Raw genomic sequence first — 19,969 nt, forward strand, 5'->3', positions numbered from 1 at the left:
ATCCTTGTTACTTTTAGGTTGGCTGCTTCTTTGGGGTTGATGCAGCGAAATGATGATAGGCGTTTTCTCCGTCAGGCTTCTCGCTGCAAAACGTTAAGAGAGTGAAAAAGCGGCTTTTGACAGTTCTTTACCTGACGTCGCTCCTGTTTTTACCAGAAGCAGCTATGCTTAACGCTGTTTGATTATTATTGATAACAAGGAGTTAGTATGGATTTGCTGCGCATTATTATCGCTATTTTGCTGCCACCGCTGGGCGTATTCATGCAGGTAGGTTTTGGCGGAGCGTTCTGGCTGAACATTCTGCTGACGCTGTGTGGCTATATTCCCGGCATCGTCCACGCTGTCTGGGTTATCGCCCGTCGCTGATCGCGATCACTATTTCGCCGCCTGTTTACGGTACACTGGCGCAAAACAGTCGCTGAGAGGTTGCAATGCAGGCAGGTGAACGCGTAACGGTGAAAACAGACGGCGGCCCGCGCCGCGCAGGTAAACTGCTGGCGGTGGAGCCGTTTAACGAAGGGACCATGTATCTGGTGGCGCTGGAGGACTATCCGCTGGGCATCTGGTTTTTTAACGAAAGCGACCACGCCGAAGGCGTATTTGTTGAGCCTGAAAGCACCGGCTGAGCAAACCAAACCGCGCGCCCCGTCTGACGCTTCAGCGGGGCGCGTGCTGTCAGAAGGTCTCCCAGTTATCGCTGCCTGATACCGCCAGTGCCGGACGCATCGTGCGCTGAGCCGCTGGCGCCGCGTGGACCGGCGCCGCAACTTTCGTTGTGGCGTAAGCGCTGTCGCTGAGGCGGAATGCCGCCACCGCCTGCGTCAGTTTACCCGCCTGATCTTCCAGCGAGGCCGCTGCAGAAGAGGCTTCTTCAACCAGCGAGGCGTTTTGCTGCGTCACGTTATCCATTTCCGTCACCGCCAGGCTGACCTGCTGGATACCGCGGCTCTGCTCATCTGAGGCTGCGGCGATCTCTGCCATAATATCGGTAACGCGCCGTACGGCTTCAACGATGTCACTCATGGTGGTTCCCGCTTCGCCCACCTGATGCGATCCGTCACCAATCAGCGCGACCGACTCGGCAATCAGCGTTTCGATCTCTTTCGCCGCCTGAGCGCTGCGCTGCGCCAGGCTGCGTACTTCGCTGGCGACAACGGCGAAACCGCGGCCCTGTTCACCTGCCCGGGCAGCTTCTACCGCAGCGTTAAGCGCCAGAATATTTGTCTGAAAAGCGATGCTGTTAATCACGTTGGTGATTTCAGCAATTTTTTTCGAACTGCCGGAGATGTTATTCATGGTTTTCACTACGCCGCTGACCAGATCGCCACCGTTGCGCGCTTTGTCAGAGGCGTCAGCCGCCAGCTGACTGGCGTGATGGGCATTTTCCGCATTCTGCTTCACCGTTGCGGTGAGCTGTTCCATACTGGCCGCGGTCTGTTCCAGTGCTGATGCCTGCTGCTCGGTGCGGGAAGAGAGGTCGGTGTTCCCGGCGGAGATTTCGCTGGTTCCCTGATAAATAGCCTCCGCCCCTTCGCGCACGCTGCCCACGGTGCGTACCAGCGCGGCCTGCATCAGCTGCAGATTATGCAACAGCATGCCGATTTCGTTACGCCCGCACGGCACATCGGCGGCGGTCAAATCACCCCGGGCAATTCGCTCAATGCGGACGACCGACTGGCGCAGAGGATTAATAATGATCCGCCGCAGAAAAATAAAGGTCAGCCCGACCAGCACTAATGCAGCCGCAAACGCCGCTGCCATGGCGATAAAGCCAAGGCGCGCCTGGTGCGCTGCCCCGGCGTTAATCGCCTCGGCCCGCTCGGTACGGATTTTAATGGCCTTCAGCAGCAGCGCGTTATAGGCGTCATCCAGTTTACGGGTGACATCGGTCTCCTGTGCCACAATGCCTTCGAAGCTACCCTGACGCGCTGACTCAATCATCGGCTTCACGCCTTTATCGATATATTGATTGAAGCTGGCGGTCAGCGGCGCATCCAGGGCCAGATCGGCGGGCGTTTTAACATCGCGCGCCATATAAAGCGTAAATCCTTCACGCGCCTGTTTAATGCGCGTTTCTGTCCGCGCCAGATCGGCGCGATAGCTATCCATCTCGCCAATACGCGTCGCCGCGCCCGCCTGCAGTATATTAAGGCGGGCAGTGCGCAGATGGTTAGAGCTGTTGGAAATGCCCATGCGCACCTGAATCTCTTCGGTGGCATCGTTCAGCGAATTATTACTCTGAATGAGAAAATAGCTGGCGAGACCAATACACAGGGCAAAAAGCAGCAGAATGCCGCCGAATATCACGCTGAATAGCGGCATCAGGCGCAGGTTTTGCCAGAGGCTGAGCTTATTATCTACATCGATCGATGCTGTTTTCATTTCCTTGCTCTCATAGTGGTAAGGGTTCTGAAAGCAAACATCGGCAGGGCAGGGGAAAGGCTTAGGTGAGAATATGGGATCGCGATCGCAAAAGCGTTAAAAAACAACAGGGCTGGTCATCAGACCAGCCCTGTGGCAGCATAAATTATGTAGCAGACAGCTTATCGCACGTTAACATAAATGCCGGAGGTTACATTATCTGTCAGACGTACTACATGATAGATAACCTGTTTATTATGCGTTTTGATTTTACGCTTAATATTGCCTTTATGTGACGAAACGGTTTTAGCCTTAATCTGCATTTTGTCTGAAATCTGAATGGTGTCATGGCCTGACATCCACATTTTCAGCATATTTGATTCGGTCTGGCTCAGCGTCAGTGGATGAATGTCCATCCCGGCGGAAATACGCGGTGACGCATTGAGTTTCTTTTGCAGGTAAGTACCCAGCAGTGAATCCAGAGTCGATGTCTTGATCGATTTTGATGTAATAATCAGGTTCTTACGAACGTAGAGATATTCCTCAAAATGGATATTTGAGATCGCCATAAAGATAAAGAAAAGAGTATCCGGGTGCTGTGTGATAATAGCACGAATGCGATCGCTGGAATCGGCTTCGTGAATAAAGCAATCTTCGTTAATAAATACTACGCCAGGTTTTAATTGCTCGCATTTTTGTTGTAGCTGTTCGATATCCGTGGCTGCAGTAATGTTTTTCTTTTTAACTCCTTTTGCCGACATATAGTCCGACAGTCCCAGGCGTGTGTAGTTACATGAATCCATAATAATCGTTGGCATTATAGCGACCCTCACCAATTTGTTATCCGTTTAAATCAACGATGAATACGCGTTTGCGGTACGAGAGAAATTTTCAAAGACACTTTTTTATTCTGCTTTGCAGTCTGGCAAATTATATCCCTGCGCCATCATGACTCTTCCCTGACCCGTTCTGCGAAGTTTTTTGTGTTCCATCCACGTCATTCTTTCCCCGGCGATAGCGGGAATCACCAGGAATTTGCTTTAAGTATACCTTCCGCCCTGTTTTTGAGAGCTGTGTCACTATCGCGCATGTTACAGGCAATTCTGATAGGACAAATCTTAAAAACATTTGTTTCGCGAAAGTGTGACGCTTCAGCGAGTGTTGACAATGCCGGAAAAAGGGAAATTAGACAAGAAAAATCGCTTTTAAATTTTTTTTGTTTAAAAACATACCCTTGAGCATTTTTCCAACCGATTCGTCAGGGAAACCACCTTAAGAATCGTCTGACTAAAATACTCCACGGACCGTTTAATAAGAATGTTTTTCACGATAAATATCGATTTATCAGATTTTCCTCAGTTGATTTCTGAAAAAAATGGTTTGAAAAGTATACGGAATGATTTTGACTGCTTAACTATCACTTCAGAATGGTAACAGTATCGTTAACTAACGTGCAGGGGAAAGTTCTGAGACAAATCGGGCGAGTAAATCAAAGACTTCGCTGAACAGATGTTCGCAGAATGGGGCAAGAAGCGGCATCAGCATACCCATAGAGAGGATGCCGACCGTTAAGGTCACAGGAAAGCCGATAGCGAAAACCGACAGTTGAGGTGAAACACGGTTTAACAAACCCAGTGCCAGGTTTAGCGTGAGGAGCAAAATGATTAAGGGCAGCGCTAACATCATGCCATTAAGGAAAATTAGCCCGGCACCTTTGACCAGTCCCATAAAGGCATCAGCACTTAGCGGCTCTGCACTGACGGGCAAGGTCTGAAAACTGTCTGCCAGCAGCGAGATCAGCCACAGATGTCCGTTAAAGGTCAGAAACAGCAGCATCGCCAGCATATCGAGAAAACGCGCCAGCAGCGGCATGTTAACCCGCGTGTTCGGGTCCAGCAGCGTAGCGAAAGATAATCCCATCTGTAAACCAATGATTTCACCCGCCAGCTTTACGGCTGAAAACGCCAGTTGCATGGTCAGACCGATACCGGCACCAATCAGCAGCTGCTGGATCAGCATCCAGAAACCGGCAGGTGAGAACAGGGTAACGTCGACCGGTGGCAGCAGCGGCAGCAAAATCCAGGTGATCACAAACGCAAGCGCCACCTTTACCCGTTTGGGTATATTGCGCTCGTTCAGCACCGGCGCGCTGGCAAACAGCGCCAGCAGGCGCGCCATCGGCCAGAAAAACTGCGCCACCCAGTGGATAAGCTGACTGCTGTCGAGGGTAACCATCAGCCAATGATATAAGGCAGGTTGCTGAACAGGGTGCGAATGTAATCCAGCATCAGATTCAGCATCCAGGGTCCTGCGATTACGCCGGTAGCCGCCACCGCCAGAATCTTGGGAATAAAAGAGAGCGTCTGTTCGTTAATCTGCGTTGCCGCCTGCAGAATACTGATGATAAGCCCGCTTACCATCGCGACCAGCAGTAGCGGAGCCGCCATCATCAGCGCGACGCGCATCGCCTCCTGGCCCATTACCATTACCGATTCCGGGGTCATACTGTGCTCCTGTCAGGGAAAGATTAATGAAGGGTCAGGAATAAAAGCTTTGGGCCAGCGACCCCACCAGCAGCTGCCAGCCGTCGACCAGCACAAACAGCATCAGCTTAAACGGCAGCGCAATCGTCGCCGGCGGTACCATCATCATACCTAATGCCATCAGTACACTGGCGACCACCAGGTCGATAATCAGAAAAGGGATAAAGACCGTAAAGCCAATCTGGAATGCGGTTTTCAGCTCGCTGGTCACGTACGCCGGCAGCAGAATACGCATCGGTACTGCTTCCGGGCCGTCGATAGGCGCGGTATTGGCCAGGCGGGCAAACAGGGCCAGATCGGCTTCGCGCGTCTGGCGCAGCATAAACTCACGCAGCGGCTGAGCACCTTTATCCAGCGCCACTTCCATACTGATTTTGTCCTGACTGAAGGGCAGGTAGGCATCCGCGTAGATTTTATCGAACGTGGGCGCCATGATGAAAAAGGTCAGGAACAGCGCCAGGCCGAGCATCACCTGGTTAGGCGGGGCCGAAGGCGTACCCAGCGCGTTACGCAGCAGGCCAAATACAATAATGATGCGTGTAAAGCTGGTCATCATCAGCAGTACGGCCGGGATAAAGGTCAGCGAGGTGATAAACACCAGCGTCTGTACCGGCAGCGACCAGCTCTGCCCGCCATTAGCCAGCGGCTGGCTGACCAGACCAGGCAACTGCGCGTGCGCAGCCGGTGCCAGCAGCATCAGCAGCGGCAGCAGAGAGAGTAATCGACGCATCATTAAGGTTTTCCGGGACGTTTAACCAGGTTGTGGAGGATCTGACGAAAATCCTGCGGTACAGGCTGAGCCTGCGGGTGTTCTTCAGGCGGCAGCGGCGGCAGCGAGTGCAGATGGGTGATCTGCTGCGCTGTTACCCCCAGCACCAGGCGCGCATCGGCGGTTTCAACGATCACCACCCGCTCCTGACGCCCGACCTGTACGCTGGCGCTGACTTTCAGCGCCTGTGCATTAACCGTTTTTGGCGCAAAGCCCATGCGCTTCGCCAGCCAGCCGCAGGCCAGGATCAGCAGAACAATCACCGCCAGCATAGTGCCGACCTGACTCACTACGGAGCCGGTAGAGACCACCGGCTGCGCGTGCGCTGGCTGCAGGGTTTGTGCGCTGTTTTGCATGATCAGCGGCTCAGACGACGCATGCGTTCAGAAGGCGTAATGATATCGGTGATACGCACGCCATATTTATCATTCACGACCACGACTTCACCCTGCGCAATCAGATAGCCGTTGATCAGAATATCCAGCGGTTCACCGGCGAGACCATCCAGCGACACCACAGAACCCTGCGTCAGACGCAGCAGCTCTTTGATTGTCATTTTGGTACGGCCCAGTTCAACGGTGAGTTTGACCGGGATATCCATGATCAGATCGATATCCTGCATGGCACCGCTGGCGCCAGCACTCTCAAACGCTTTAAACACGTTTTCACTGGCGGCCGGTGCGCTGCCGCTGCTGGTCTGCTCGTTCATTGCTTCAGCCCACAGATCGTCCGCGGAGATATCGTCGGACGGGTTTTTGCTGTCACTCATTGGGCTGTTCCTCATTCAGCGAATTCAAAATCGGGTTAATCAGATGTTCAACGCGCAGCGCATACTGGCCATTCAGCATGCCGTACTGGCTGGTCAGCACCGGAACGCCATCCACATGGGCAATGATGCGATCCGGCTTTTCAATTGGCAGTACATCGCCGGGTTTAAGCTGCAAAATGCGCGACAGGCGCATTGAGGTTTCGGCAAAATGTGCAATCAGCTCCAGCTCAGAGTGCTGCACCTGCTTCACCAGATTGTCGCGCCAGTGCGTATCCTCCTGGCGGGAGTTCTCCAGCGGTGGATTGACCAGCAGCTCGCGCAGCGGCTCAATCATGGAAAACGGAATACAGATGTTAAACTCACCGACCAGGTTGCCAATCTCCACCTGAAAAGGGGTGTTAACGACAATATCGTTAGGTGAGGTGGTGATGTTGGTAAACTTCACCTGCATCTCTGAACGGACATACTCCACTTCCAGCGGGTAGATCGCTTTCCACGCGTCGCTGTAGCCATCCAGCGCCAGCTTCAGCATGCGGCGGATCACGCGCTGTTCAGTATGGGTAAACTCGCGCCCCTCAACTTTGGTCGGAAAGCGCCCGTCGCCACCAAACAGGTTATCCACGGCGATAAACACCAGGCTTGGCGAGAACACGACCAGCGCCGTGCCGCGCAGCGGCTGCAGATGGATCAGGTTCAGGTTGGTTGGCACCGGCAGATTGCGGGCAAACTCGTGGTAGGGCTGAATTTTTATCGCCCCTACGCTGATATCCGGGCTGCGGCGCAGCAGGTTAAACAGCGCCATACGAAAATGGCGCGCAAAACGTTCATTGATGATCTCCAGCGCCTGCAGCCGCTCACGTACCACACGACGCTGGGTATTGGGGTCGTAAGGGCGAATGTCGCCATCGCTCCCGGTGGAAATTTTCTCTACTTCCGCGCTGTCACTGTCGCCGTTAAGCAGCGCGTCAATTTCAGCCTGGGAGAGAATGCTATCGCCCATTAAATCACCTCAAAATGAAGGCGGTAAACAGCACATCACTGACCACCTGTGCAGGTTGTCCGGTTACCAGCGGCGGCGCCATCACCTGTTTAATCTGTCCGACCAGGGCCTGTTTGCCCTGTTCGGTTGCCAGCTGCGCCGCGTTCTGACGCGACAGCAGCAGCAGCAGACGGCTGCGCACTTCCGGCAGGTAATCGTTCAACCGGCGACGGGTATCCTCATCCGGCAGACGCAGGGTAAAGCCTACGTACAGCACGCGATCGGGATCGTTGTCAGGATTGACCAGGTTAACCGTAAACGTATCCATTGCAAAAAAGACGGGGGCGGGCGGTGGCTCAACTTTCGCGGCTTCCGGTTTGTCACCCTCGTGTTTATTCATCATTCGCCAGACTGCATAGCCTGCTACGCTGCAAGCGGCCAGCGTTACAATCAGTAACACCGGAATCAGTAATGAACGTTTGCGGCCTTTTGCTTTCGCGTTATCAGACATGTTTGCAGTACTTCCTGTGAATTATGGGCAAGCCTCTCGGCTTGCCTGAACAGATTATCCCGCGTCTTAAGTCAAACAATGGGAAGAAAAGACGCGGGTTTTACGCTTACCTTCAGCGTTTAGCTGCTGTCAGGCAAAAATATCGACGCCACCGCTGCCGGCGGCGCGCGCCTGCAGGGCCGCCGGAACGGCCAGAGGCGTTATCTCACTGTCACTCTCCAGCGCCTGAGTAAAGCGGCCATACTGACCATCGCGCTGATTCTCCTGCTGTCCGGCGTGCTGCTGCTGGCTCTGGGCAAATGCGTCGCTGCTCACCTGGCTCTGGCCCAGGTTGATGCCGCTCTCCGCCAGGGCACTGCGCAGCTGCGGCAGGGCAGCTTCCAGCGCCGCCCTGACATGGCTGTGGCCTGAGACCAGCGTCAGCTGCGCCTGGTCCTTATCCATGGTGAGGCTGATCTGCAGCGCGCCTAAATCTTCCGGATGCAGCCGCAGTTCAGCGTTCTGCTGCCCGTTGCGGCTGAACATTACAATCTGCTGCCCCAGCGCCTGCTGCCACTCCTGACTGCCAAGCTGCGCATTCAGCATCGGCGTTGACGGGGTGCCCTGCAGGCTGGCGCTGGCGGTATTAACCGGCGCGCTGCTGCTGAACATAGCGCTGAGATGGGCTGCTGGCTGTTCCTGCCCGGCTGACAGCGCCTGCCGCTCATCGCTTTTACTGAGTCCCCCCAGCATCTGCCGGAAACTCTCATCCAGCGTCAGTGCAGCGCTGCTGGCGGGCGCCGTGCTGCCGTGGCTGCCGGCGGCCAGGCCATCAGCGCGCGTGGTAAGCGCTGACGTATCCTGACTGCGGATGTGTGGTGTCGCCGTCTCCGCCTGCTCAGTTGCCGGTTCGGTGCCCGTCAGCAGCGCACCGCTCAGCGCCGCGTTCAGCGGCGTGCCTGCGGCTGCATCAGTTGCTGCCTGTGGCGGCGTGCCCGAAGCCAGCAGCGGCCGGTTTTCCACCATCGCCGGCAGCATGGCAAACAGCGCCTGCACATTCTGTAAGTCGCTGGCGCTTAACGGCGTTACGGCATGCTCATCACTATCATCGGCGGATTTAAGCCCGGCTTTAGATCCCGCCGGCTGGAAAAGTGCATTTAAGGCGTCTGGTTTGTCCAGTGCCTGCAGCAGGTTACTCAGTGACGCTTTATCGTCATTACCGGCAACGTCGCCTGCGTCACGGGTTTCACCCGGCTGCAGTTTTCCCTGCTGTTTAGCCAGCGCCAGCAGCTGATTTCCCAGCTCGGTGATAAAGTGGGACGGCAGGCCGTCACCCGTTGCCTGGCTCTCTGGCGCTGCATCAGTTGCGGCAGCTGTTTTAGCGACTTTTGCAGTATGCGTAAGCAGGGCTTGCAGCGTAGTCATTCGCTTTTCCTCAGTGCGGCCCGTTGGGCAAATTCATCCATTCGTTTCTGATCGAGACGGTTTTCCTGACGCAATGCACTCTCCTCAGCGCGGGTAATCAGCATCTGATAGGCATTGAGTTTCTTGTGCTTTTCCCGCCAGCTGCCCAGCGCCTGTTCAGTACGCTGATCCCACTGGCTCAGCTGCTGGCGATGCTGGTCAATCGCTTTTTCCAGCGTCTGGATAAACTGGTGATAGTTACTCCAGCGCATGCTGGTAATACCGCCGGACATATCCTGATTGAGCTTGTTGCGATACTCATCCAGATAGTCCAGCAGCATGCTGAGCTGCTCATTGGCCTGCTGCTGGCCGCGCCGCATGTTGCCCAGATGGAGCACAGCGTCATCCAGATCCTGTTCTGCCAGGTCGCGCAGGGTGTCAATTGCACTGGCGGTTTTCATTGGCTAGCCTCGTCTGATAACCACGTTAACCAAACAGCGTCTGCAGGTGCAGGCAGGCGTCATCGTATTCACTGCGTTCAAAAATTCCCTGATGCAGAAACGCTTCCATCTGCGGATAGAGCGTAATGGCCCGATCCAGCATCGGATCGCTGCCGGCGGCATAGGCGCCGACGCTCACCAGGTCGCGGTTACGCTGATAGCTCGACAGCAGCTGCTTAAACTGCCGCACCCGGGCGTAATGCGTTTCATCAATCAGCGACGTCATTACGCGACTGATTGACGCTTCGATATCGATTGCCGGGTAGTGGCCCGCTTCCGCCAGCCGGCGCGACAGAACGATGTGGCCGTCCAGAATGGCGCGCGCGGAGTCAGCGATCGGATCCTGCTGGTCGTCACCCTCGGTCAGTACGGTGTAAAACGCCGTGATTGAACCGCCGCCGTCGATGCCGTTACCCGCCCGTTCCACCAGCGCCGGCAGCTTGGCGAATACGGAAGGGGGATAACCTTTGGTTGCCGGTGGCTCACCAATGGCCAGCGCAATTTCACGCTGCGCCATCGCATAGCGCGTCAGCGAGTCCATGATCAGCAGCACGTGCTGGCCGCGATCGCGGAAATCCTCCGCAATGCGCGTGGCGTAGGCGGCACCCTGCATGCGCAGCAGCGGAGAGACATCGGCCGGCGCGGCGATCACCACCGAGCGGGCGCGGCCTTCGGCCCCCAGAATATTTTCGATAAACTCTTTAACTTCGCGACCGCGCTCGCCAATCAGGCCGACCACGATCACATCAGCTTTGGTATAGCGCGCCATCATGCCGAGCAGCACCGATTTGCCCACGCCGGAACCGGCAAACAGGCCCATACGCTGACCGCGTCCCACCGTCAGCAGGGCGTTAATGGCACGCACCCCGGTGTCGAGCACGTCATGAATAGGCGTGCGCTGCAGCGGGTTAAAGTGCGGGGTGATCAGCGGTGCGCGATAGCCGGTTTCCGGTGCGGGCAGTCCATCCAGCGGCTTGCCGCTGCCGTCCAGCACGCGACCCAGCAGCTCCGGTCCCAGCAGCAGCTGTTTGCCGCTGTGATCGCCGTTCATTCGCGCATAGACGCGAGCGCCGGGTAAAATGCCGTCAACTTCTTCCAGCGGCATCAGAAACAGCTTTTGTCCGTTAAAACCCACCACTTCACTCTCTACTTCAGTGATATGGCCATTATCATGGCGTTCGATAATGCAGGTTGCGCCCAGCGGCAGCTGCAGCCCGGTCGCTTCCAGCACCAGGCCGGTGGCCCGCGTCAGGCGCCCATAGCGCCGTACGGACTGCACCTGGCTGATACGCTGTTCAAAAGAGTCGAGTGCGCCAAGCCAGCGCGACAGGCGAGACGTCATCAGAGTGCTCCCGGTGCCGCCAGGCGGCACAGCTCCTGCCAGCGGGTGGCCACGCTGGCGTCGAGATCGCCATCCTCAGCGCTGAGCTTGCAGCCGCCGGGGTGCAGCGTGCTGTCAGCCAGCAGCCGCCAGCCATGCAGATCCAGCGTGGGGCCGAGCGTCTGCTCCACGCGCTGCAGATCGTCCGGATGCACGCGCAGCTGCGGTTTGCCGCTGAACATCGGCTCCTGCTGGATCAGCTGCTGGATTTGCCGCAGCAGGGCGCTGCCATCCACCTGCGTCGCCTGACCGATAACGGTACGGGCGGCCTCCAGCGCCAGCTGCATCAGCCGTGAGGCGATGACGCTATCCAGCGCTTCCAGCGTATGGTGGAACTCCGTCACCAGCTGCTGCATGCGCGCCTGCAGCGGCGCCTGCTGCTGCTGTGCGTCAGCCAGACCCTGCTGAAAGCCGGCGTCGTAGCCATTCTGCTGCGCCTCCGCAAATCCTTTCTGATAGCCTTCGCTGTAGCCCTGCGTCTGCGCATCTTTGCGCATCTGCTGCTGCATCCGCTCCAGCTGCTGCCGCTGCTCATCCTCTTCGCTGAACGCCACGGCGTCAGCGTCATGTTCTGCAGGCGGCAGATCGGGCACGGCGCTCAGCGGCGCAGCCAGATCGTCAGGCAGCCAGCGCTGCCACGGGCGGGCAGAAAATGCATCAGACATAGGTTTCCTCGCCGGCACCGATGACCATTTCGCCCGCTTCTGCCAGACGGCGCACGACCAGCAGAATCGCTTTCTGTTCGTTCTCTACCGCAGACATACGTACCGGACCGCGGTTGGCCAGGTCGTCGCGCAGAATATCGGCTGCACGCGCAGACATGTTCTTGAGGAACTTCTCGCGCAGCGGCTGCTCGGAACCTTTCAGCGCAATCAGCAGCTGCTCGGACTCCACTTCCTGCAGCAGACGCTGGATGCTGCGGTCGTCCACTTCCACCAGGTTCTCGAACAGGAACATCTCGTCGATGATTTTCTGCGCCAGCTCGCCGTCGAAGTCGCGTACGGCTTCGATGACCGCCTCTTCCTGCTGCGTTTTCATCAGGTTGATAATCTCGGCCGCGGTTCTCACGCCGCCCATCTTCGCGCGCTTGAGGTTGGTGCCATCCAGCAGGCTGTTCAGCACTTCGGTCAGCTCCGCCAGCGCCGCTGGCTGAACGCCGCCAAAGGTGGCGATACGCAGCATCACATCGTGACGCAGGCGTTCATCAAACAGCGCCAGAATATCGGCCGCCTGACCACGCTTCAGGTGCACCAGGATAGTGGCGATAATCTGCGGATGTTCGTCGCGGATAAGATCGGCGGCCGCCTGCGGCTCCATAAAGTTGAGCGTCTCCATACCGCTGGTGGTTTCGCGCGTTTCCAGAATATCTTCCAGCAGGCTGGAGGCACGCTCCTCGCCCAGCGCTTTGACCAGTACCGAGCGCAGGTAATCGTTGGAGTTCAGGCTCAGCGCCGCAAACTGCTCAGCGTCGGCCTCGAATTCGCGCAGGACTTCCGTCAGCTGCTTGTGCGATATCTGCTTCATATTGGCCATCGCCGCGCTGAGGTGCTGCACTTCGCGCTGGTTCAGGTGTTTGAACACTTCAGCTGCGCGCTCTTCACCGATAGTCATCATCAGGATGGCGCTTTTTTCTGTACCGGTCAGACTCATAGTTCGTTACTCATCCATTCACGGATAACCAGCGCCACGACGCGCGGATCGTTTTCAGACATATCGCGGATGCGCTGGCTCATCACTTCGGCACTCATGCGGTTAGAAGACTTCCGCTCCTGATCCAGCTCATCTTTATTAATCTGCACGCTGTAAGCGGCTTGCTCTTCCTGCGCAGCGGCGCGGGCGGCAACGGCTTCTGCAGCGGCCTGTTCCGCTTCGCGTTTGCGCAGCAGCTGCGGACGCACCAGCTTGCGGTAGAGGATGAATGCGACCAGTGCCACCAGCAGCCAGCGACCGGCACTCATTAGCTGATCGAAGAACGACTGCTGCTGCCAGAACGGCAGATCGCCACCCGCAGGCTCGGTGGTATTGAAGACCGAGTTCACCACATTGATGCTGTCGCCGCGCGTCTGGGAATAGCCCATCGCTTCACGGGTTAAATCTTCAATCTGTTTGATCTGCTGATCGTTCAGCGCGACCGCTTTGCCTTTACCGTCATCGCGGTAGTTCACGACCACGGCGACTGACAGACGCTGCACGTCGCCAACGTTGAGTTTGGTGTGGCGGATTGAGCGATCGAGCTCATAGTTCACCGTATCATTACGGCTGGAGCTGCTCGGGCCACTGCTCTGGCCAGCGGTGCTGGTAGTGGTACCGGCATTCTGCGCCGCATTGTTCTGGGCATTAGCCGCATTCTGCTGCGGCGGATTCGTCACCGGTGCGTTGTTAGCGGGCGCCGGCTGATTAGAGAGTGCACCAGGCACGCCACCCGGATAGGCGCTGCCGTTCTGATCGCTGGTGCTGGTCTGACGCGAGCGCACCGCCGAGTTGTCTGGATTGGCGTTTGGCTGATACTTCTCATCCGTCTGTTCGCTGCGGTCGAAGTTAATCTGCGCGGTAACCTGTGCATGCACGTTACCCTGGCCAACAATCGGGTTCAGGATCGCTTCAATACGCTGCTGATAACGCGCTTCAACTTCAGCGGCATATTTCAGCTGGGCGTCGTTGAGATCGCGTCCTTCGCTGTCGGAGCGGGTCAGCAGGCGACCGGTCTGATCGACCACGGTGACGTTGCCTGGCGGCAGGCCCGCGACGCTGCTGGAGACCATATGCTGAATCGCCTGGATCTGACCTTCATCCAGTGCCCGGCCAGGCTGCAGCGTCAGCGTCACTGAAGCCGACGGCGCTTTCTGTTCGCGGACGAAGAGGGTAGGTTTCGGCATCGCCAGATGCACGCGCACGCCCTTGACCGGACCCAGCGTTTCGATAGTGCGTGCCAGCTCACCTTCCAGCGCACGCTGGTAGTTGATCTGCTCGCTGAACTGGCTGATACCAAACTTCTCTTTATCCATCAGCTCAAAACCTACCGAGCCGCCTTTCGGCAGACCCTGCTGCGCGAGGCGCAGGCGCAGTTCATGCACTTTATCAGCCGGCACCATCAGGGCACCGCCGTTTTCGGCGAACTGGTAGGGGATGTTCATCTGCGTCAGCTGGGTGACAATGGCGCCACCATCTTCATCAGAGAGGTTGTTATAGAGCACGCGGTAGTCGGGCGCTTTGGCCCAGAGCACCAGCGCCAGCACAACCGCAATGGCTGCGGCCGCGGCGATGATTAAGGGAATTCGCGGATTAGCGCGCAGGCGGGCGAAAAGGTCTGACATGCCTTTCTTTGCTGATTCCTGTGTAGCGGCTGCACTCGCATTCATGACCGATTCCTGCCTGACATAATTGACCGGGTAAGTTGTGGTAACAAAACAGACTCCCTGATACGTCTACCCGGTATTTGCGCTGCTGGCCTGCAGAGTGCCGGCGGTAGCTGACGGAGTGAGCTCCCCGCACGGGCGTTCCCCTTCGGACCGCGGCGCAAAAACTTTAGGGTAAAAATGAAATTCCAATCTTATGGCAGGCATTATTGATGAATCGCATCACTTCGATGGCTGAATAAGCCGGGGTTTTAGGGGCTATTTAGCGCCTTTGTCCTATTGACACTGTGCTAACTTTGCAGTCGAAAAAAAATCTTCCTTTTCTCTGCGAGGTATAAAAATGTCAATTCAGGCTATAGATGGCGTACTGCAGCAGCTACAGATGACCTCACTGCAGGCGGCTGGCAAGGATACTCACTCCTCCAGCCAGCTCGATTTTGGTGCCACCATGAAAGCGGCACTCGATAAGATCAGTGAAACCCAGACCACCGCCCGCGCGCAGGCGCAGGATTTTGAGCTCGGTAAACCTGGCGTGCAGCTCAACGACGTCATGGTCGATCTGCAGAAGTCCTCTATCTCTATGCAGATGGGCATCCAGGTACGCAACAAGCTGGTGAGTGCGTACAGCGATATTATGAATATGCAGGTTTAGTCAGGTTAACTATATGATGAAAATATAGTTATTGGTCAGATGGCTTTAATGTGGGACAGTGATGGGACAAAACCATTCAGTTTTTCGTTCAGAAGACTCCTTTGGGCCTCATCATTTTCTTTTATTCAGGAACCGTACACCTGATAAACCATCTGTGCGTTAGCGTGTCCCATCTGACTAGCGATAAAGTTGGGATTTGCCCCTGCATAAAGTGACCAGCAGGCGTATGTGTGTCTGGACTGATATGGCTTACGGTGGCGAAGGCCTGCACGCTTACCGGTACATCTTGATGCACTCTAATTGCACCAGTGGCCGGCGCCCATGCAGCCGGACCTTTATCTGCTCGCAGGCTTCAATGGTTGGATAGATGCTGCCGTCAGGCTACAGCAGTATGTTGAACGTACTGGCAGATCAGCAAACGTCCTGAAAGACTTTGATTCAGGAACCTCCGGCATAACGCAAAACGCTTTAAATGCGGTAGCCAACTCAACAGTAGGCACAGTGGTTGACGGCGCAGGTGGCGAGGTTTTGGGCACAATGGCAGGCGCTGTTGCTGTCGCAGGCCTTAAGAGCGCGGTGGCAAAGATATCCTTCATAAGAAGCGGCGGTATGCGATCAAAAAGGCAATTAATGAAACTACCAAAGCGGCACGGTCCGGATATGGCCAGGCGGCAAGAGAAGCTGCAGAACGGCGCCTCCTGGCAGACAGGAAAGCAGTGGCAGCAACCAAGGACGCAGTAGGTATTGAGGATTTTAACCGCCTAATGTCTGCCGGTGTAGTAGCAACCTTAAGCGGGGGAAAATCTCAATAAATGGACTAAGGGGGTAAATCAGGGCTTCTTATAACTTTTGGTCAGTTTTAGAATTTCAGTCCATACAATGATGCATATTATCGCTGCGCATAGAAACACTATTCCCCTCATACCACCATCGGTTCCATCGCTCGTGAAATGGCCAAGCAGAAGCATCATCGCACAAAAGATTACTGCTTTGATTATTGAAATGAGGTTTTCTTTCATAAATGTCTCCAGTCTGTGCCAACTATCAATTGAGCCTTATTAAATGCCTATGACGGACAGATGAGTCCTGAGTAGAAAACAAATTCAGCCTCGGCAAATGCCGGGGGTCATGCCGTTTACGCAGGGCAACCAATTCTCAAGCCTACCACTGAAGGCAACTTCAGCATGGCGATTTATGATGCCTATGGCGCGTTAAAGTCTATTTGGATAACATGCCGAAATAAGACTCGGATGTTCTGCTAGGAATGTTTTCAGGCTCTGATGGTGCAGGAATTATCGATTACGGCGAGAGGAGTGTTGAAAACTCTTTCTACCACATTTCTGAAGAATTCTATACAAAAAATGCAGACTCAGCTCTGGCTGCAAGTTTGGCGGCATTAGCAAGGATGGGTGCAGCACGTGGATGAAAGGGGTAAATCGCTTACTGCAAGGCAAATGTGCTCCAGAACGTGATTGTTCAAAACGATGGCACCATAAATAGCTCTGTGCCAGTTAGCGCGTTAACTACCAGCAATGGCGCAACAATCACCGTGAGCAAGATCAATACATATTTCCCCATTACAGCAGTCAGGGCCTTGGCTGCTGAGGGCGTAACAGTCAGCCAAATAACTGCTGATGGCTCTGTTCTTTCTAATACGCCAGCAGCTTTTGCGATAAGCCCAACATCGAAAGATTTTAATGGCAAATGGGGTTTCCCTAAGCAGCTACACTGATAATATTGAACTTACAGGGGAAAACAGGGCTGTTATAAACAGAATTAAAGCCGAGAAAATGTGGTTTTACACATCTTTGGATGCGGGTGGATATGTTTTTACTGCAAGGTGTGGTTGATAGCATAATTAAAAATCTGCAGTTTATTGCAGGCATATAAATATCATCAAAGGAGCATAAAGGCAGGCGTGGTGTTTACCATTCCGTGCTTTATGGAACGGGAGATATAAATAATATATTCAAAGTTAATATTACAGGGTGCATGTATAATACCAAAGGCTCACCAAGTACGAAAAATAATCGGCATAATAATATGGCTGCATGTTAAAATATTATTTTTATAATGTTCGTATCTCAGGTATATCTGAGGGTGGGGATATATCAAAAAAATAATATAAAATGCTGAGGTAGGAACAAAAACTTGGTAGCTCCCCAGTGTATGAGATAGCGTTTCATGACTAAGTGCCAGGGAATAATGTTAAAAGCAGTATTATAGCTGATACAATAATATCTGTGCAATCAGTATCAGGTGTATCTACTGACAACGGTAACGGCCTTTGTGTCGGTAGGAACCACTAATACTAGGGTTTCATTTAACTGCCATGTCACACAAGCAGCTTTTGATTCAGCGGTGTTTATGCCATCAAAGCCATCGACGCTATCTATTCCGATTGTTACATTGAGAAGTAATAAGCAGTTGATTATATAGCTCTGCTCTATAAGTGGCAGGGTATCATTAATACCCCTCCAACTGTAATTAACACGCTCATTACTTTAAACAGATAGGTTATATCTCTCCAATCAAAACAGAAAATCCTTTGTATGACTTGCATATGGATATTAAGTTATCATGGAAGACGAAATTATCAGCTGAGCAATTATTTGTTTCTCTTATTGCTATGTCAAGGTTTGGTGTAGGCGAATTTATATTGTACTGCCTCATTAAGCTGTACTTAAACCTTGTGTTTGCATAAGCAGAAACCGACATTTCGCTAACGATTGGGAGAGAATCAAAGTTTCTTGAAACCATGAGTGGAGTGCCGGGCTTTCCTGATATGAACAGGTTATCACCACTCTTATAGCCATAGTCATATAATTTGTTTGCTATTCTCTCAGCAACAAATCTGTCGTACCTTTGGACATCACCCATTGCGTTAGATACTATTGAGGAAAGAGAAAATGAAGCAACTAATAAAGGTATGACTATCAAATACGACTTGCAGTTGCACCTGTCTGATATAAATAATAATAGTAAAGGAACAAAACAGAAAGAAAGAAAAACTCTAGAGGATAGGGTTGGATGCTTCAAAAAAGATAGAAAGCCAAAGCTAAATAAAAATACAAGTACAATGCCTATAAAAAATGCAGCTTTCACTGAGAAATTTTCTGTGGGAAGTCTAAACGAACAATAAATTGATGAAAAAATAATTGCGTATACTGATAAGGCTATAAGGCTACCAGTAATGGTGAATATCGCTTTAGATAATTCATATATATTTGAAAATATGGATTTAAATACATTTGCGCCTAAACCAACCACTTCCCCAGAAAGTTTCGTGTAATCTGATATTTCAAGGTATTTGTATATTAATATGCTATATATTGCGTAGGAGATTACTACGACAGCCATAGAAGGAAAAATGATAGTATCTTTTAATCTAAAAGTTCCATTTTGAAGAGCTTTAGACAAAGAAATAACTGTTGCTAATGCAATTATTACATTAATTGCAGCTTGATATAGGCACAGCATTATAATAGCTGAGGTTACTGCAAGAAAAAAAATTCGTTTGGTATTATAATTGACAAGTATTACTGACATTACAGCAAAAATAAATGCCATAGACATAACAAGAGAGTCGAACCTGAAAGATATATTTCCTATCCAGTAAGGATTTACAACAGGACATATCATCATCAATGTCATAATTCCTTTGCTTCTGATTTTAAGCATTTTGCAGATTATGTAACCTGAAGAAACCATTAAAATTGACGATAAATATAGGTTGAATGGGAAAGTATCTTTTAGAACGCCATCACCAAAAAAGTTGCTTAAAGACAGGGAAAGAAGGGCCATTACAATTGATGAGACGGGTCTTCCATTTCCCTCCCACCCGGTGTTTCCAGTGTCAACCCGAATCCAGTCATCTACAAAATCTATATTGTGGATGGAAAACGGCATAACAAATGCCATTGCTATTGCTAACGCTATGACAATAGGCCACCGATCATTTTTTATTTCATTCATCATTGTTATCCAAACAGGAAATGCATGTCCACATGCACAAGGGGGAGGTAAAGGAGCTGATAATACCTTCTGATGCTAGATTACACAGCTTCAAGTCATTAAAGTTTGATGTTCCGGCCATGGGCGCAGCACGTGAGTATTCAATTACATCCACGTGACCGTCTACCAATGACAGGATGTTTTTCATGAACAGGTTTCGTTCCAGAAGGAACTTGATGTGCTCAACTGTTCAAGAGACATTAGCAGAAATCTGACAGCATTCTCTTCAGGGGTAGGTGAGCGAGAAAAAAATTTGAGCATAAGGTCCAGCTTAAGTTATGAACTTACCCGATCTTATACAAAGTGAAATATATGGCAATAGCTGTCTAAGGAGTATTTAGTGAAAACATTACTGCTGGCTAAGTGTGTTATACCGGCACTGTGATGCCTCAAGGTTACAAGGCAATGTACAAACTACTTTTCGTGGCAAACATTGATTTTTTTCCTTTAGCTCGTACGCAGAGACTGTGTCTCCATATCTTATAGCGTTGTGCTTTGATCAAAAATTAGCGATTTAAATGAAGAAGCCAATAAGGCTGCAAAGATATTTTCCCGGCGGCTTGAGTGAGAGCGGCATGCTTGCAAGGTACGGGATGATAGTTATATGAGTCTCTTAGCCCAGAAACACAGCCGTGCATCTATCATGACTAAGAATTAATTTTGGCAAAAGCTCTGCAACGGGGCAATCCTGTACCGCGCCGATCTGAGCAGACTACGGGATGGACATCTAAACAGTAATCATTCACGTCGG

At 52.8% G+C, this 19,969-nt stretch carries 21 protein-coding genes and 1 pseudogene; 4 read left to right on the top strand and 18 right to left on the bottom strand.

The genetic code is table 11. From position 1 onward, the window contains the following. Window positions 1-207 precede the first annotated feature (207 nt). Both HA43_RS07440 and dsrB read left to right on the top strand, forming a co-directional pair. Entirely contained in the window at window positions 208-366 is a 159-nt protein-coding gene (locus HA43_RS07440) for a YqaE/Pmp3 family membrane protein (RefSeq protein WP_039385165.1), read from the top strand. A gap of 65 nt (window positions 367-431) precedes the next feature. After that, window positions 432-626 carry a protein DsrB gene (gene dsrB / locus HA43_RS07445; protein WP_039385162.1) on the top strand — a complete coding sequence of 65 codons (195 nt, stop codon included), beginning with the start codon at window positions 432-434 and terminating at the stop codon, window positions 624-626. Between the two features lie 49 nt (window positions 627-675). On the opposite strand, the gene HA43_RS07450 is transcribed toward dsrB, so the two are convergent. The 15 genes from HA43_RS07450 to fliF all read right to left on the bottom strand — a co-directional run bounded on the left by HA43_RS07450 (window position 676) and on the right by fliF (window position 14,555). Beyond that, the gene (locus HA43_RS07450; RefSeq protein WP_071667961.1) at window positions 676-2,382 is read right to left on the bottom strand and encodes a methyl-accepting chemotaxis protein; all 1,707 of its coding nucleotides are present in this window, start codon (window positions 2,380-2,382) and stop codon (window positions 676-678) included. Between the two features lie 161 nt (window positions 2,383-2,543). Continuing rightward, the gene (gene rcsA, locus HA43_RS07455) at window positions 2,544-3,179 is read right to left on the bottom strand and encodes a transcriptional regulator RcsA (protein ID WP_039385157.1); all 636 of its coding nucleotides are present in this window, start codon (window positions 3,177-3,179) and stop codon (window positions 2,544-2,546) included. A gap of 628 nt (window positions 3,180-3,807) precedes the next feature. Then, entirely contained in the window at window positions 3,808-4,596 is a 789-nt protein-coding gene (gene fliR, locus HA43_RS07460; RefSeq protein ID WP_071667960.1) for a flagellar biosynthetic protein FliR, read from the bottom strand. Next, window positions 4,596-4,865 carry a flagellar biosynthesis protein FliQ gene (gene fliQ / locus HA43_RS07465; RefSeq protein WP_039385151.1) on the bottom strand — a complete coding sequence of 90 codons (270 nt, stop codon included), beginning with the start codon at window positions 4,863-4,865 and terminating at the stop codon, window positions 4,596-4,598. The genes fliR and fliQ overlap by 1 nt, the downstream gene beginning before the upstream one ends. A 34-nt stretch (window positions 4,866-4,899) precedes the next feature. Continuing rightward, entirely contained in the window at window positions 4,900-5,634 is a 735-nt protein-coding gene (gene fliP / locus HA43_RS07470) for a flagellar type III secretion system pore protein FliP (RefSeq protein ID WP_039385989.1), read from the bottom strand. Between the two features lie 2 nt (window positions 5,635-5,636). Then, entirely contained in the window at window positions 5,637-6,029 is a 393-nt protein-coding gene (fliO, locus tag HA43_RS07475; protein WP_039385149.1) for a flagellar biosynthetic protein FliO, read from the bottom strand. A 2-nt stretch (window positions 6,030-6,031) separates the two neighbouring features. Beyond that, the gene (gene fliN / locus HA43_RS07480) at window positions 6,032-6,442 is read right to left on the bottom strand and encodes a flagellar motor switch protein FliN (protein ID WP_039385146.1); all 411 of its coding nucleotides are present in this window, start codon (window positions 6,440-6,442) and stop codon (window positions 6,032-6,034) included. Beyond that, window positions 6,435-7,442, bottom strand: coding sequence for a flagellar motor switch protein FliM (gene fliM, locus HA43_RS07485; protein WP_039385143.1), 1,008 nt, complete (start codon window positions 7,440-7,442; stop codon window positions 6,435-6,437). The genes fliN and fliM overlap by 8 nt, the downstream gene beginning before the upstream one ends. 4 nt (window positions 7,443-7,446) lie before the next feature. After that, window positions 7,447-7,932 carry a flagellar basal body-associated protein FliL gene (fliL, locus tag HA43_RS07490; RefSeq protein WP_039385141.1) on the bottom strand — a complete coding sequence of 162 codons (486 nt, stop codon included), beginning with the start codon at window positions 7,930-7,932 and terminating at the stop codon, window positions 7,447-7,449. A 129-nt stretch (window positions 7,933-8,061) separates the two neighbouring features. Then, entirely contained in the window at window positions 8,062-9,336 is a 1,275-nt protein-coding gene (locus tag HA43_RS07495; protein ID WP_094111328.1) for a flagellar hook-length control protein FliK, read from the bottom strand. Continuing rightward, on the bottom strand, window positions 9,333-9,776 hold the full coding sequence (gene fliJ, locus HA43_RS07500) for a flagellar export protein FliJ (RefSeq protein WP_039385135.1): 444 nt from the start codon (window positions 9,774-9,776) through the stop codon (window positions 9,333-9,335). The genes HA43_RS07495 and fliJ overlap by 4 nt, the downstream gene beginning before the upstream one ends. Window positions 9,777-9,801: 25 nt before the next feature. After that, window positions 9,802-11,157: a flagellar protein export ATPase FliI gene (gene fliI, locus HA43_RS07505; RefSeq protein ID WP_039385131.1), complete on the bottom strand. Its 1,356-nt coding sequence runs from the start codon at window positions 11,155-11,157 to the stop codon at window positions 9,802-9,804. Then, complete coding sequence (fliH, locus tag HA43_RS07510) at window positions 11,157-11,861, bottom strand: flagellar assembly protein FliH (RefSeq protein WP_094111329.1); 705 nt, start codon at window positions 11,859-11,861, stop codon at window positions 11,157-11,159. The genes fliI and fliH overlap by 1 nt, the downstream gene beginning before the upstream one ends. Further along, the gene (gene fliG, locus HA43_RS07515; RefSeq protein WP_039385125.1) at window positions 11,854-12,846 is read right to left on the bottom strand and encodes a flagellar motor switch protein FliG; all 993 of its coding nucleotides are present in this window, start codon (window positions 12,844-12,846) and stop codon (window positions 11,854-11,856) included. Before fliG ends, fliH begins: the two co-directional genes overlap by 8 nt. After that, complete coding sequence (gene fliF, locus HA43_RS07520; protein WP_094111330.1) at window positions 12,843-14,555, bottom strand: flagellar basal-body MS-ring/collar protein FliF; 1,713 nt, start codon at window positions 14,553-14,555, stop codon at window positions 12,843-12,845. Before fliF ends, fliG begins: the two co-directional genes overlap by 4 nt. Window positions 14,556-14,892: 337 nt before the next feature. On the opposite strand from fliF, the gene fliE reads away from it, so the two are divergent. Then, window positions 14,893-15,204, top strand: coding sequence for a flagellar hook-basal body complex protein FliE (gene fliE / locus HA43_RS07525; protein WP_039385118.1), 312 nt, complete (start codon window positions 14,893-14,895; stop codon window positions 15,202-15,204). A 35-nt stretch (window positions 15,205-15,239) separates the two neighbouring features. Here fliE and HA43_RS19190 read toward each other — a convergent pair. After that, window positions 15,240-15,479: pseudogene (locus HA43_RS19190) on the bottom strand (site-specific integrase); the annotation flags it as partial. Between the two features lie 46 nt (window positions 15,480-15,525). Here HA43_RS19190 and HA43_RS18795 point away from each other — a divergent pair. Further along, complete coding sequence (locus tag HA43_RS18795; protein WP_094111331.1) at window positions 15,526-15,945, top strand: hypothetical protein; 420 nt, start codon at window positions 15,526-15,528, stop codon at window positions 15,943-15,945. Window positions 15,946-16,680: 735 nt separating this feature from the next. Here the strand turns inward: HA43_RS18795 and HA43_RS18665 are convergent. Then, the gene (locus HA43_RS18665; protein WP_128083788.1) at window positions 16,681-16,908 is read right to left on the bottom strand and encodes a hypothetical protein; all 228 of its coding nucleotides are present in this window, start codon (window positions 16,906-16,908) and stop codon (window positions 16,681-16,683) included. A gap of 813 nt (window positions 16,909-17,721) precedes the next feature. Further along, window positions 17,722-19,182, bottom strand: coding sequence for a glucosyltransferase domain-containing protein (locus HA43_RS07545; RefSeq protein WP_094111333.1), 1,461 nt, complete (start codon window positions 19,180-19,182; stop codon window positions 17,722-17,724). Between the last annotated feature and the right edge of the window lie 787 nt (window positions 19,183-19,969).

It is taken from the genome of Pantoea eucrina, from assembly GCF_002095385.1.
In the GTDB taxonomy this organism is placed as follows: domain Bacteria; phylum Pseudomonadota; class Gammaproteobacteria; order Enterobacterales; family Enterobacteriaceae; genus Pantoea; species Pantoea eucrina.

Coding starts and splice junctions, on each gene's coding strand:
- fliN (WP_039385146.1), bottom strand. CDS start 6,442: ATGAGTGACAGCAAAAACCCGTCCGACGATATCTCCGCGGACGATCTG.
- fliH (WP_094111329.1), bottom strand. CDS start 11,861: ATGTCTGATGCATTTTCTGCCCGCCCGTGGCAGCGCTGGCTGCCTGAC.
- fliR (WP_071667960.1), bottom strand. CDS start 4,596: ATGGTTACCCTCGACAGCAGTCAGCTTATCCACTGGGTGGCGCAGTTT.
- fliL (WP_039385141.1), bottom strand. CDS start 7,932: ATGTCTGATAACGCGAAAGCAAAAGGCCGCAAACGTTCATTACTGATT.
- fliP (WP_039385989.1), bottom strand. CDS start 5,634: ATGCGTCGATTACTCTCTCTGCTGCCGCTGCTGATGCTGCTGGCACCG.
- HA43_RS07450 (WP_071667961.1), bottom strand. CDS start 2,382: ATGAAAACAGCATCGATCGATGTAGATAATAAGCTCAGCCTCTGGCAA.
- fliF (WP_094111330.1), bottom strand. CDS start 14,555: ATGAATGCGAGTGCAGCCGCTACACAGGAATCAGCAAAGAAAGGCATG.
- fliO (WP_039385149.1), bottom strand. CDS start 6,029: ATGCAAAACAGCGCACAAACCCTGCAGCCAGCGCACGCGCAGCCGGTG.
- fliG (WP_039385125.1), bottom strand. CDS start 12,846: ATGAGTCTGACCGGTACAGAAAAAAGCGCCATCCTGATGATGACTATC.
- HA43_RS07440 (WP_039385165.1), top strand. CDS start 208: ATGGATTTGCTGCGCATTATTATCGCTATTTTGCTGCCACCGCTGGGC.
- fliI (WP_039385131.1), bottom strand. CDS start 11,157: ATGACGTCTCGCCTGTCGCGCTGGCTTGGCGCACTCGACTCTTTTGAA.
- fliM (WP_039385143.1), bottom strand. CDS start 7,442: ATGGGCGATAGCATTCTCTCCCAGGCTGAAATTGACGCGCTGCTTAAC.
- HA43_RS07495 (WP_094111328.1), bottom strand. CDS start 9,336: ATGACTACGCTGCAAGCCCTGCTTACGCATACTGCAAAAGTCGCTAAA.
- fliE (WP_039385118.1), top strand. CDS start 14,893: ATGTCAATTCAGGCTATAGATGGCGTACTGCAGCAGCTACAGATGACC.
- fliQ (WP_039385151.1), bottom strand. CDS start 4,865: ATGACCCCGGAATCGGTAATGGTAATGGGCCAGGAGGCGATGCGCGTC.
- fliJ (WP_039385135.1), bottom strand. CDS start 9,776: ATGAAAACCGCCAGTGCAATTGACACCCTGCGCGACCTGGCAGAACAG.
- rcsA (WP_039385157.1), bottom strand. CDS start 3,179: ATGCCAACGATTATTATGGATTCATGTAACTACACACGCCTGGGACTG.
- dsrB (WP_039385162.1), top strand. CDS start 432: ATGCAGGCAGGTGAACGCGTAACGGTGAAAACAGACGGCGGCCCGCGC.
- HA43_RS07545 (WP_094111333.1), bottom strand. CDS start 19,182: ATGATGAATGAAATAAAAAATGATCGGTGGCCTATTGTCATAGCGTTA.
- HA43_RS18795 (WP_094111331.1), top strand. CDS start 15,526: ATGCAGCCGGACCTTTATCTGCTCGCAGGCTTCAATGGTTGGATAGAT.